The following is a 14,042-nucleotide window of genomic DNA, read 5'->3' on the forward strand; positions in this document are numbered from 1 at the left end:
ATTCGGTTGCCATCGAAGCGAGGACTCGCCCGGTAATCGTTCAGCAACGCAGATCCTGTCGGATACCGGGCCTACCACGCGAAATACTCCGGAACTGGTTGCGTGTTTCGCGACTGTTGGTGTCAGCCGAGCGAACTCCGTCTAACATGCCAGGAATGCGCCATGATCGCCTTCCCGACGGATTCGGGGTGCGGATCGATCCACGGGTACGCGCATACTCCGGGGGACGCATCCTGATCGGAGGAACACCCGCGAGGTTGCTGCGCCTTGCCCCGGAAGCCGCCGAAATGATCGGCGACGGGTACCTCGAGGTCAACGGCCCGAAGTCTGCCGTCGTTGCCAGGCGGCTGCTCGATTCCGGGGTGGCCAACCCGCGGCCCCGGCTGCTGCCCTCACCCGAGGACGTCACCGTCATCGTGCCGTTGCACAACAACGCCGACGGTCTGGTCCGGCTGCTCGCCGCCCTGCGCGGCCACAATGTGATCGTCGTCGACGACGGCTCCGACCAGCCGGTGCGGGTGCCGCCGGAGGGCGGTGGTCGATGCCGGGTCAGCGTGCTGCGCCATGAGCGTGCGCTGGGGCCCGCCGCCGCGCGCAATGCCGGATTGCGGGCGGCGACAACCGAGTTCGTGGCGTTCCTGGATTCCGATGTGGTGCCGCGCAGCGGCTGGCTCGAGGTCATGCTCGGGCATTTCAGCGATCCCGAGGTGGCGTTGGTCGCGCCGCGGATCGTGGCGCTCGATCCCGAATCCAATGCGCTGGCCCGCTATGAGCACACCCGGTCCTCGCTGGATCTCGGCAGGCGCGAGTCTGCGGTGCAATCGCGCGGGATGGTGTCGTACGTGCCGAGCGCGGCGCTGCTGGTGCGGCGTGGGGCGCTGCTGGCCGAGGGTGGTTTCGACGAGTCCATGCACGTCGCCGAGGATGTGGACCTGTGCTGGCGGCTGGAGCGGGCGGGCTGGCGGTTGCGCTACGAACCGGCTGCCCATGTCGCCCACGATCACCGGGTGTCGTTCCGGGCCTGGTTCAACCGGAAGATGTTCTACGGCACCGGGGCCGCACCGCTGGGCGCACGGCATGCGGGCATGGTGTCTCCACTGTCGGTGCCGTCGTGGACCATGCTGGCCGCGGTGCTGTTCGGCACCCAGACCCGCTGGGGTTTCGTCGGCGGGGTGTTCACCCTGGTGGCGGCGCTCGGCAGATTGCGGCGCGTCTTCGGCGAACTGGACAATCCGACCCGGATCGCGGCGATCTATCTGGCCCGCGGATTCTTCGCCGGACTGTGGCGGTTGGCCTCGGCCATGTGCCGACATTATTGGCCGGTCACCGTGCTGGCCATGGTGGCGTCGCGGCGGATCCGGCGTATCGCGGTGACGATGGCCCTGGCCGACGGGCTGGCCGACTGGTTCACCCACCGCGATGCGGGCGGCCTCGATCCGTTCCGCTACATCGCCTTCCGCCGGGTCGACGATATCGCCTACGGTTCCGGCCTGTGGCTCGGCGCCTGGCGGGCACGCAGCATCGAATCGCTGAAGCCCACCACACCGCCGCGCTGAGCGCGAACGGCTGTCGGAACGGATGACGGACACGCTCATCGTCGGTGGCGGTAGTGCGGGCTGTGTGCTCGCCGCCCGGCTCAGTGCGGATCCGGCTCATCGCGTGCGGCTGCTGGAGGCCGGGCCCATCTGGGATTCGCCCGCACTGTTTCCGCCGGGTCTGCGCGATGCCACCGAACTACCGCTCGGCGATGACGCGCTGCTCTGGCACTACCCGATCCAACTGACCCCGAGCACCGCCGGGACCACCGTGCGCGGCCGGGTGATCGGCGGCTCTGGATCGGTCAACGGCTGCTACTTCGTGCGCCCACCCGCCACCGACTTCGCCGCATGGAGCCGCGAGATCGGCGCTGCGGGATGGTCTTACGACGAGGTGCTGCCGGCGCTGTGCCGACTCGAACACGATCACGACTTCGGCGATCGCGCCGGTCACGGTGCCGACGGGCCGGTTCCGGTGCGCCGCCCGGACTCGATCAGCCCGCTCACCGAAGAGTTCGTCGCGGCCGCCGCGGCGACCGGATTCGCCGAGATACCCGATCTGAACGCGCCCGGCGCGGACGAGATCGGCTATGGCCCGGTGCCCGGCAATATCGACCGCTCGGCCGGGGCGGCGCTGCGGATGGGCAGCGCGCAGGCGTACCTGCTGCCCGCGCTCGCCCGACCCGGTCTTATCGTCACCGCGGAAACACCGGTGACCGGGATCCGGTTCCGCGGTACCAGGGCCATCGGGGTCGAATGCCTGCGGGACGGCGTGGTGGAGTTCATCGCCGCCGATCGGATCGTGCTGTGCGCGGGCGCGATCGAATCGGCGGCACTGCTGCTGCGGTCGGGGATCGGTGATCCGGCGCGGCTGCGGGCACTCGGGATCCCGGTTGTGCATCCTGCGCCCGTCGGCGAATGGTGCACCGATCATCCCGAGATCGGTATCGACTACCGGCATCCGGCACCGCATCGTCGCGCCATGGTGCTCGAATACGTGCTGGAACTCGGTGATATCGAAATCCGTCCGTACACGATGGCTTTCACGCCGGGGGCGCGGCAGTTCGCGATCGCGTTGATGCGTCCGCACGGCGCCGGTGAGCTGCGGTTGCGGTCGGCCGACCCGTTCGTGCCGCCGATGATCGACCAGCGTTATCTCGAACAGCGCCGGGACCGGGACGAGCTGCGTGCCGCGGTGCGGTTGTCGACGGAGATCCTGCGGCAGATGTCGGCGAGCCCGGCTGCCGCGCCGATACCGGACAGCGTCTCCGACGAGTGGCTGACGGCGCACCTGGCCACCTCACAACATCTGTCGGGAACCTGCCGGATGGGCGCGCCCACCGATGCGCGGGCCGTGGTCGACGAGCGCTGCCGCGTGCACGGCATCGACGGTCTGGCGGTGGCGGATCTCTCGATCGTCCCGGTGCCGCTCGGGCGTGGGCCGCAGGCGACGGCGGTGCTCATCGGTGAACGAGCCGCCGATCTGCTGACCGACACCTGACACCGCGGGTGCCGCGTGGCTCACATCGGGCCGATGGGCGTGACGCGTGTGACCTGGCGGACAAACCTCACCATCCGCCGGTCGTTACCGGTACCCGCCGGTACAGTCTGTCGTAGGTGAAAAGCAAATGGTCAGCAATCTTGCGGGTGGTCGCCCCTCGCGGCATGGAGTAGAACCCGGCACGCAGCTCGGTGCACTGGAAGCCTATGCCGCTCGAGCGCATGGATATCTCGGTGCCGGTGGTGAGCGGCTGTCCCGGCTCGCCGGTCTACTGCGGCCCGCGGTCCTCGAATCGTGGTTGCGCAGTGTTCGCGGTGGCATCGATCCGATGGACGTCGTCGACGGTCGCGGACTGCGCGGCGCCGACCTCCAGCGCTACCGCGATGCCCATCCGATCGCCGCCCTGATGCCACTGATCGACAAACTTCTCGTCGAGGACGCCGCCCGCACCGGGTTGATCGTGGTCGTGGCCGATCAGTTCGGTCGGGTGCTGTCGGTACACGGTGACGCCGAACGGGTCAGTGCCGCCACCGAGATCGGCTTGCGCGCCGGTGACGATCTGAGCGAGCGCCGTATCGGCACCAATGCCGTCGGCATGGTGGTCCGCACCGGACGGGCCGCCTGGATCCACGGTCCCGAACATTTCCTGCATCGTATGCATCAGCTCACCGGCGCCGCCGCGCCCGTGCACGATCCGGACGGCAGGCTGGTCGGGGTGCTGATGATCGCCGGTGGTGTGCGGGTGGCGCGGCCGGAGATCCTGGCCCTGGTGAAGGCGGCGGCGACCGCGGCGGAGATGGATCTGCTGCTCACCGTCATGCGGGCCGATCGGCACGCGCCGGCGGGCAATGCCCGCGATCGAGGGGCCGGTCTCGCGCCCGATCGCGGCAGGCTGGGCCTCGATGTGCTCGGTCTCGGGCAGCCGCAGCTGAGCATCGCCGGTAAGCGCGTGCCGCTCTCGCAGCGGCATGCCGAGATCCTGCTGCTGCTCACCGAACATCCCGAGGGCCTCGGCGCCGACCATCTGGCCCTGCTGCTCGATGACACCGATCTGGACAACGGCACCATCCGCGCCGCCATGTCGCGGCTGCGCACGGTGGTGGGGCCCGAGGTGTTCGGCTCACGGCCCTACCGGTTACGGGTTCCGGTGGCCACCGATATCGATTTCCTGCGCGCCGCGCTGGACTCCGGTGATGTGGACGCGGCCCTGCGGCTCTACGCGGGGCCGGTGCTGCCCCGCTCGAACGCGCCCGGAATCGTCGATCTGCGCGATGAGCTGCGGGTTCGGCTGCGGACCTCGGTGCTGGATTCGCGTGATCCGGCCGCGCTGCGACGGTGGACATCGACTGCGGAGGGGCGCGACGACGCGTCGGCCTGGGTCGCCTACCGGTCGACCGTCGACCGCGATTCGCCGCTGTTCGCCCAGATCGAGGCCAAGATCCGGGTGCTCGATCGGCGGCTCGGCGCGGATGCAACGCAGATGCAACGTTTCGGCTCATAGTCTGCCCATCTGAAAGTGCGATAGCTCACATGCGCGAGGCGTAGCTGGTCGCGGGTAGAGGGCTGCCCGGAGTCGGTCGCACCGGGGGCTATCTGGACGCTTGTCCGATATTTTTAGAGCAATCAGTTCCTTTTTATTTCGACCTGGCCTAGTGTTCGCAATACGTGGATGACATCCATGTGACGTATCCGACATACCGCCGTTATCGAAACCGCGGTGGCAGTGAAGGTGGAGGAAAGATCACCAGCTAGGCATCTTCGGTCCGCTCCGGAAAGCCCGGCCCGCACGGCCCGCCGAATCCGGACGGCACGGCGGTGACCCACCGGTCACCGATTCTGTTCACGCACATCTGTCGAATACACGCGATTCCCCCGACGAGCATCGCGTGCGATTCGCCGACACCTCATGCGGTAGCCACAGCCGCGCCGCGGGACTCCGACCCCCGTTGCGCAGGCTTATTCGTGCTGCCCAAAAGCATTCGGCCAGCCGATAATTCGCCATTCGAGGAGGCTCTGGTGCACGGTACGGAGTTGGGTGGAACCAGCGCACAGCAGCGGGAAACACTGCCGCCGCAGGTGCGAACATCCGCGCAGGCCCGGTTTCCGCTCGCACCGGCGCAGCTGGGGGTCTGGTACGCCCAACTGCTCGATCCCGAGGTGCCGATCAATGTGGCGCAGTATGTGGATGTGCGCGGTGCGGTGGACGCCGAACTGTTGCAAGAGGTTTCGACCGCGGCGGCGCGCGAGTACGAATCGGTGCTCGTCCGTATCGGCGAATCCGACGGTGTGCCGTATCAGTGGGTCGATCAGGAATTGCCGGTCGACATTCCGGTGATCGATTTCCGTTCGCATCCCGATTCCGTTGCCGCGGCCATGGAATGGATGCGGGCGGAGGCGAGTGCGCCGGTGGATCTGCTGCACGATCGCCTGTTCGCCGGTGCGCTGCTACGCGTCGAATCCGAACGTTATTTCTGGTATCTACGCGCCCACCACATCATCCTCGACGGATTCGGTGCGCTCACCAACACCATGCGGGTGGCCGAGCGCTACACCGCGCGTGTGCTCGGACGGGAGGCGGAGTCGGTCTCGCCCGGCAGCCTTGCGGCGCTGGTGGAGGGTGAGCACACCTATCGCGGCAGTGCCAGATTCGGCACCGATCGCGCACACTGGGCCGAGCGGGTGGCCGGGCTCGACGCCCCGACCAGCCTCGACGGACGCACCGCACCGCGGTCGGCGGCCAACCTGATCGCCGGGCGGCCGCTGCCCGATCGGCTCACCGAGCGGATGAACACCCTTGCCGCCAGCCAGGATTCGACCCCCGCGGTGGTGCTGCTCGCCGCCTTCGCCGCCTACCTGGGCCGACTCACCGACCGCGACGACGCGGTGCTCAGCCTGCCGGTGACCGCTCGGACCACCGCGGTCATGCGCAGGTCGGCGGGCATGCTCTCCAATATCGTGCCGCTGCGCCTGTCGACCGACGGCACCTGGGGTGAGCTGCTGCGCGCGACGCGGGTCGAGGTGGCGGGTGCGCTACGGCATCAGCGGTACCGGGCCGAGGACATCCGCCGCGACGCCGAGCACGATGGGCGCCCGGCCCGGCGCGCGCTGTTCGGTCCGCTGGCCAACATCATGCTGTTCCGCAGCGATCTGACCCTCGGCACCGCGCCCGGCCAGTACCACGTGCTGTCCACCGGCCCGGTGGAGGATCTGAGCCTCAATGTCTATTACGGCGAACGCGATCGGGTGCACGTCGACTTCGAGGCCAACCCCAACCTGTACGCCGCCGACGATATCGCTCGCCACCACACCAGATTCGTTCGCTATCTGGACCGGTTGCTGGTCACCGAACTGGATGCGCCGCTGGCCGATGTCGAGGTCGCCACCGAGCTGGAGCTCGAGGTCAGCACCAAGATCTGGAATGCCACCGACCATCCGGTGGACGAGCGGGCCACGCTGGTGTCGATGTTCCAGGCGCAGGCCGCGCGCACGCCGGACGCGGTCGCGCTGCGATTCGCCGGAGCGCCGGACCTGACCTACGCGCAGCTGTCCGCGCGGGCCGACCGGTTGGCTCGCGTGTTGATCGCGCGCGGTATCGGGCCCGAGACGCTGGTGGCGCTGCATATCCGCCGCTCGCCCGAACTGGTCATCGCCATGTACGCGGTGCTCGCCGCCGGGGCCGCCTATGTGCCACTGGACCCCGATCATCCCGCCGAACGCACCGCCCACATCGTGGCGACCGCGCGGCCCGCCGGTGTGCTGATCGCAGGGGATCGGCCGCTGCTCGCCGAGGGCTCGGTGCCCGTGCTCGACATCGACGATCAGGACGCGACCGGGCCGTCGGGTCCGATCTGGGACCGGGAGCGCACCACGCCGTTGCGTCCGTCCCATCCGGCCTACGTGATCTTCACCTCCGGTTCTACCGGCACACCCAAGGGGGTCGTGGTCTCGCATGCCGCGATCGTGAACCGGCTGGTGTGGATGCAGAGCGCCTACCGGCTCACCGCGGCCGATGTGGTGTTGCAGAAGACACCGGCCACCTTCGATGTGTCGGTATGGGAGTTCTTCTGGCCGTTGCAGGTGGGTGCGACGCTGGTGCTGGCCCAGCCCGACGGACATCGCGATCCGGCCTATCTGCGTGCGGCGATCGCCGAATACCGCGTCACCACCGCACATTTCGTGCCATCGATGCTCGAGGTGTTCCTGGCTCATCAGGACATCGGCGCCGAGACCTCGCTGCGCACGGTCTTCGCTTCCGGCGAGGCGCTACCCGCCTCACTCGCCCAGCGGCTACGGGTGCTGACCGGCGCCCGGCTGCACAACCTGTACGGTCCGACCGAAGCGGCGGTGGATGTCACCTTCCATGAGGTGAGCGATGCCGACACCGTTTCGGTGCCGATCGGGGCACCGGTGTTCAACACCAGACTGCATGTGCTCGATTCGCGGCTGCGTCCGGTACCGGTCGGGGCGCCGGGTGAGCTGTATCTGTCGGGGGTACAGCTCGCCCGGGGATATGCGGGTGCGCCCGGGCTGTCGGCGGGCCGATTCGTCGCCCACCCGTACGGCGCCGAACCGGGGGAGCGGATGTACCGCACCGGTGATGTGGTGCGGTGGACGACCAATGGTGAGTTGGAGTATCTGGGCCGCACCGATTTCCAGGTGAAACTGCGCGGGTTGCGGATCGAGCCGGGCGAGATCGAGACGGTGCTCGCTGCTGTCGATGCGGTGGTCCGCGCGGTGGTCGTGGTGCGTGATGATCACGGCGTCGGCGAACAGCTGGTGGCCTATGTGGTGGAGGCCGAGCCGGACACCGTGACGGCGGAGCAGCTGCGCGCGGCGGCCGCGCGGGCACTGCCCGGCTATATGGTGCCCGCCGCCTATGTGGTGCTCGACGCGCTGCCGGTCAATGCCTCCGGCAAATTGGATCGTGGTGCGCTACCCGCGCCTCGGCGCGCCGCGGCGGTGTACACCGCACCCGCGAGCCCGGTGGAGCAGGCGGTGGCCGGGGTGTTCGCCGAACTGCTCGGTTCGCAGCGCATCGGCCGCGAGGACGACTTCTTCGCACTCGGCGGCAACAGTCTGATCGCCACTCGGGTGGCGGCCAGGCTCGGCGCCGACCTCGGCTGCCGCCTCGGTGTGCGTGAGTTGTTCGCCGCGTCCACCGTGGCCGGGTTGGCCGAGCTGATCGAGCGACGCTCCGGCACCGGCGCGCTCCCGCCGCTGTACGCGCGCCCGCGACCGGAATATGTGCCGCTCTCGCCCGCGCAGCAGCGGATCTGGTTCCTCAACCGGTTCGAGGCCACGAGTGCGAGCTACAACATGCCGTTCGTGCTGCGGCTGCGTGGCGATCTCGATCGGCCCGCGCTGTGCGCCGCACTGGCCGATCTGGTCGAACGCCATGAGGTGCTGCGCACCGTCTTCCCGGCGACCCCACCCGGTGTGGATGCGGCGGGGTCGGCGGCGCATCAGGTGGTGCTGGAGCCCGCGCAGTTCGAGGTGCGGCCGGAAGCGATCGGCGCGGAGGAACTGGCGGGTGAGCTGGCGCGGTTCGCGGCGGCCGGGTTCGATCTGGAGCGCGAGATTCCGTTCCGGGCAAGAATTTTCGACGTCGATGACGACAGTTGCGCACTGGCCGTTGTCGCGCACCATATCGCCGCCGATGGACTGTCACTGCGGGTGCTGGCCCGGGATGTGATGGCCGCCTACACCGCCCGGTGTGACGGTGTGCCACCGGCGCTGTCGCCGCTGCCGGTGCAGTACGCCGACTACAGCATGTGGCAGCGGGATCTGCTCGGCTCGGCCACCGACCCGGACGCACCGATGGGTCGTCAGCTGGACTTCTGGACCAATGCCCTGTCGGGGGCGCCGGATCTGCTCGAGCTACCCGCCGACCGGCCGCGTCCGGCGGTCGCGTCCGGGCGCGGCGCGACACACCGATTCGAGATTCCCGCCGACGTGTACGCCGCGATCATCGAAACCGCACGTGCGCAGCGCCTCTCGCCCTTCATGGTGGTGCACACCGCGTTCGCCGCGCTGCTGTCGCGTCTCGGCGGCACCGACGACATCGTGATCGGTACTCCGGTCGCCGGACGCGGCGATCGCGCGCTCGACGATCTGGTCGGCATGTTCGTCAACACCCTCGCGCTGCGCACCACCGTCGCCGCAGACAGCACCGTCGAGCAGTTGTTCGCGCAGGTGAAAGCATCCGATCTGGCCGCATTCGGACACGCCGAGCTACCGTTCGAGCAGGTGGTGGAGGCCATCAATCCGCCGCGCTCCCAGGCCCGCCACCCGCTGTTCCAAGTGCTGCTCGCCTTCGACAACGCGGGCGACATGAGCTTCGAACTCCCCGGTATCTCGGCAAAGACCAGTACTCTGGACGCCGGGGTGACCAAGTTCGATCTCCAACTCACGGTCACCGATCACCTCGGCGGGGCCGGACTCAGGGAAGGTCCGGCGCCGACCGAGGTCCCCGCCGAATTCACCTATGCCACAGATCTTTTCGACGAATCAACGATCGCCTGGTACGCGCGGCTGCTGGTGCGCGTATTGCGAGCCGTCACCGATGACGGTGGGCTCCTCATCGCCGATCTGCCGCTACTGGATGCCGCCGAACAGCAGCGGGTGATCGAACTCGGTGATGCGACCGCGATGCGTCCGGTACGGCGCGCGACCGTCGGCCGGGCACCGACCGGCGACGAATGGGCGGCACTCGCACAGCGGCTGTCCGCGCCGAGCATCACCGAGGTGCGTGCGGACGTAGCCGAACGCGACTCCAGCGCAGCACCTTCGATCGTGGGCCGGGCCGCCGAGGGCGGCCGTCCGATCCCCGACGGCCCGACCCTGCTCGACGCATTCGCCGCCCGCGTCGCGCGCACCCCACACGCCGTCGCGGTCATCGACGGCGCACTCCGGCTGACCTACGCCGAACTCGCCGACCGCGCCAACCGGCTCGCACGACGCCTCATCGCCGCGGGTATCGGACCGGAAACCCTGGTGGCGCTGGGCATACCTCGTTCGGCCGACTTCGTCGTCGCCACCTACGCGGTGCTCACCGCAGGCGGCGCCTACGTCCCGCTGGACCCCGAGCAACCACCCGCACGCATCGCAAAGGTGCTGGCGACCGCGCGGCCGGTGTGCGTGCTGACCCGATCGGGAGACGCCTGGGCAGCCGACACCGCGGTACCGGTCCTGACAGTGGGCGACGGTGAATCAGCGCCGTACTCACCCGATCCGGTGACCGACGCCGAGCGGCGCGCACCCCTGCGCCCCGACCACACCGCGTACGTCATCTTCACCTCCGGCTCCACCGGGCTCCCCAAGGGCGTCGCCGTGCAGCACGCCTCCGTCGTCAACCAGATCGACTGGATCACCGCCGAATACGGTATCGACGCCGACGATGTGGTGCTGTTCAAAACACCGACCACCTTCGACGTCTCGGTGTGGGAGCTGTTCGCGCCCACCGCGGTCGGTGCGCGGATGGTGGTGGCCGAACCGGGCGGGCATCGCGATGTGACCTATCTGGCCGAGACCATTGCGGCGCACCGGGTGACCATGACCTCCTTCGTACCGTCCATGCTGACGGTATTCGCCGAGACCGCGCCCGCCGAATCGCTGGCCTCGCTGCGCACGGTGCTGGTGGCCGGTGAGGCCATGACCGGGGCGGCCGCGGCGGCCTTCGGCGCGGTGAGTCCGGCCGAGCTGTACAACCTGTACGGGCCAACCGAATTCACCGTGCACGCCACCCACGCGCCGGTATCGGCGCGGGTCAGCGGCTCGGCGCCGATCGGACGTCCGGTGCCGGGCGGCCAGGTGCTCGTCCTCGACGCACGGCTGCGCCCGGTTCCCGACACGGTGGTCGGGGAGCTGTATCTGTCCGGAGTGCAGATGGCGCGCGGATATCACGGTCGCGCCGACCTCAGCGCGGGACGTTTCGTCGCCAACCCCTACGGCCCCGCGGGTGCGCGCATGTACCGCACCGGCGATCTGGTCCGCCGGAACCGGGACGGTGATCTGGAATATCTGGGCCGCAGCGATTTCCAGGTGAAACTGCGTGGTCAGCGCATCGAACTCAGTGAGATCGAGGCGGCACTGACCGCATCGGGCGAAGTGCGGTCGGCCGCCGTGCGTGTGTACACGCATGCGGCCGGTGAGCTGCTGGTCGCGTATGTGGTGACCGGCCTCGAGGACCCGGCGCACGAACTCGAGGCCAGGCTGCGTGCCGTACTGCCCTCGTACATGGTGCCCGGCGCCTACGTCCGCGTGGACGCGATGCCGTTGACCAGCTCGGGCAAACTCGATCGCAAGGCACTACCCGATCCGGTGCTGACCGCCGCCACCTTCCGCGCACCCGTGAGCCGGGCCGAGCAGACGGTGGCGGAGATCTTCGCGCAGACGCTCGGCGTCGACCGGGTGGGCCTGGACGACGATTTCTTCGCCCTCGGCGGGAACTCGCTGGTCGCCACCCAGATCGCGGCCCGCATCGCCGCGCTGCTCGATATCGATGTGCCGGTGCGGATGCTGTTCGAACATCCGACCGTCGGTGCCCTCGCCGCCCGGCTGACCGCAACGGACGGCGCCGCGCGCGCCCGCCGCCCGCTGGTCGTGGGGGAGCGGCCCGAGGTGGTGCCGCTGTCGTACGCGCAGCAGCGCATGTGGTTCCTCAACCAGTTCGACGCGGAGTCGGTGGCGAACAATCTCACGGCCGCGGTGCGGTTGACGGGTGTGCTCGACCAGCAGGCCCTGAGCGCGGCGCTCGCCGATGTGGTGCAGCGTCACGAGTCGCTGCGGACGATGTACCCAGCCGTGGACGGTGTGGCCCGCCAGCAGGTGCTTGCGGCAGACGCGGTCGCGCTGCGGTGGCAGATCGACGAGATCGAGCCCGGTGAGCTGGCTGCCAGGATTCGCGCCGAAGCCGCAGTGGCGTTCCAGGTCGATCGGGAACCGCCGGTCCGGGTCGGGATGCTGCGCCTCGGCGTCGACGATCATGTACTGCTGGTGTCGATCCACCACATCAGCGCCGATGGCTGGTCGATCGCGCCGCTCACCCGCGACCTCATGCTCGCCTACGCGGCTCGCTGCACCGGCCGTGCGCCGGAATGGTCGCCGCTGCCCGCGCAGTACGCCGACTACACACTGTGGCAGCGTGACATCCTCGGCGTCGAGAGCGAGCCGGATTCGCCGCTGGCCCAGCAGATCAGGTTCTGGTCGACCGAACTGGACGGGCTGCCCGACGTCCTGGATCTACCCGCCGACCGGCCGCGTCCCGCCATGGCCTCCGGTCGCGGCGCACGGCACGCGTTCACCATCGACGCCGCCACCCATCGCGGTATCCGTGAGCTGGCCCGCCGCTCGAACGCCTCACTGTTCATGGTGCTGCACGCCGCCTTCGCGACCCTGCTCTCGCGCCTGACGGGCCGGGCCGATATCGCCATCGGCACACCCGTGGCGGGTCGTGGTGATGCGGCGCTGGACGATCTGGTCGGCATGTTCGTCAATACGCTGGTGCTGCGGTCGCAGGTGCGATCCGACCGCGGTTTCGCCGAACTGCTGGCTGCCGTCCGCGACAGTGATCTGCGGGCGTTCGCGCATGCGGATGTGCCGTTCGAGCGGTTGGTGGAAGTGTTGAATCCACCGCGTTCGGCGGCAAGGCATCCGCTGTTCCAGGTGATGCTCGACGTCCAGAACACGGCGACCACCAGCCTGGAGCTGGCGGGAATCACCGCGACCCGACTCGATATCGACACCCGCACCGCCAAATTCGACCTGCACCTGACGGTCACCGAAACCGAAGACGGCGGTACTCCGGCGGGTATCGACGCCGTCTTCGAATACGCGACCGATCTGTTCGACGCCGCCACCATCGCCGCCTTCGCCGACCGGCTGCGGCTGTTGCTGGACGCGGCGCTGGCCGATCCGCAGCGCCCGGTGGGCGACCTCGAGCTGCTGACCGCCGCCGAGCGGGTGCAGGTGCTCGACACCTGGAACGGCACCGTGGCCGAGGTGCCTGCCGGGCAGACGTTGGTGTCGCTGTTCGAGGCGCAGGTGGCGCGTACACCGCATGCGGTCGCGGTGTCGTTCCGCGACGAACCTGCCCAGCCGTCCGGCGATCCCTTGTCGTCGGATTGCGTGGTGATGGTGGGTCGCTCGTCCTCAGGCGAGGACCTGTCGTCGGGTCCCGGTGTGATGATCGGCCACTCGTCGGGCGACGACCACTCGTTGTCGAGTGACCTCGCGATGTTCACCCACTCGTCGTCCAACCACCTGTTGTCGAGTGACTCCGCGGTGCTCGGCCACGCGTCGCCCGGCGATCACGCCCCGGCGGGCCACCGTGTGACGCTCACCTACTCCGAGTTCGCGGCTCGGGTGAACCGACTGGCCCGGCTGCTGGTGTCGATCGGGGTGGGGCCGGAGAGCACGGTCGCGGTGGCCATGCCGCGTTCGGTGGATCTGGTGGTCGCCATGTACGCGGTGCTCACCGCGGGTGGTGCGTATGTGCCGGTGGACCCGGAGCATCCGGTCGAGCGCATCGGGCAGGTGTTGCGGACGGCGCGGCCGGTGTGTGTGCTCACTCGGTCCGGTGACGGGCTGGATCTGCCGGTCCCCGATTCCGGCGATGCGCATGTGTGGGCGGTGCTGGACGTCGACCAGTTCGATACCTCCGACTATTCGGACGCGCCGCTGACCGACGACGACAGGCTCGGTGCGCTCACCGCCGACAACGCGGCATACGTCATCTTTACGTCGGGTTCGACGGGTCGGCCGAAGGGTGTGGGGGTTTCGCATGCGGCGATTGTGAATCGTCTGGTGTGGATGCAGTCGGTGTACCGGCTGGGTGGTTCGGATGTGGTGTTGCAGAAGACGCCTGCGACGTTCGATGTGTCGGTGTGGGAGTTTTTCTGGCCGTTGCAGGTGGGTGCGCGGTTGGTGGTGGCGAAGCCGGATGGTCATCGTGATCCGGCGTATTTGGCGGAGTTGATCGGGGCGGAGGGGGTGACGATCACTCACTT

At 68.8% G+C, this 14,042-nt stretch carries 4 protein-coding genes; all 4 read left to right on the top strand.

All coding sequences use genetic code 11. From position 1 onward, the window contains the following. Positions 1–155 precede the first annotated feature (155 nt). On the top strand, positions 156–1,556 hold the full coding sequence (gene mftF / locus QH168_RS10165; protein WP_280234268.1) for a mycofactocin biosynthesis glycosyltransferase MftF: 1,401 nt from the start codon (positions 156–158) through the stop codon (positions 1,554–1,556). 22 nt (positions 1,557–1,578) lie between these two features. After that, the gene (gene mftG / locus QH168_RS10170) at positions 1,579–3,036 is read left to right on the top strand and encodes a mycofactocin dehydrogenase MftG (RefSeq protein WP_280234269.1); all 1,458 of its coding nucleotides are present in this window, start codon (positions 1,579–1,581) and stop codon (positions 3,034–3,036) included. A gap of 127 nt (positions 3,037–3,163) precedes the next feature. After that, the gene (locus QH168_RS10175) at positions 3,164–4,537 is read left to right on the top strand and encodes a GAF domain-containing protein (RefSeq protein WP_280234270.1); all 1,374 of its coding nucleotides are present in this window, start codon (positions 3,164–3,166) and stop codon (positions 4,535–4,537) included. A gap of 515 nt (positions 4,538–5,052) precedes the next feature. Beyond that, positions 5,053–14,042: non-ribosomal peptide synthetase (locus tag QH168_RS10180; RefSeq protein WP_280234271.1), on the top strand; the 8,990-nt coding region annotated here is incomplete at its 3' end.

The organism is Nocardia cyriacigeorgica, assembly GCF_029868385.1.
Taxonomy (GTDB): Bacteria; Actinomycetota; Actinomycetes; order Mycobacteriales; family Mycobacteriaceae; genus Nocardia; species Nocardia cyriacigeorgica_F.

Bases quoted from the DNA above. Each gene is read 5' to 3' on its own strand.
- QH168_RS10175 (WP_280234270.1), top strand. From the start codon at position 3,164: ATGGTCAGCAATCTTGCGGGTGGTCGCCCCTCGCGGCATGGAGTAGAA.
- mftG (WP_280234269.1), top strand. From the start codon at position 1,579: ATGACGGACACGCTCATCGTCGGTGGCGGTAGTGCGGGCTGTGTGCTC.
- mftF (WP_280234268.1), top strand. From the start codon at position 156: ATGCGCCATGATCGCCTTCCCGACGGATTCGGGGTGCGGATCGATCCA.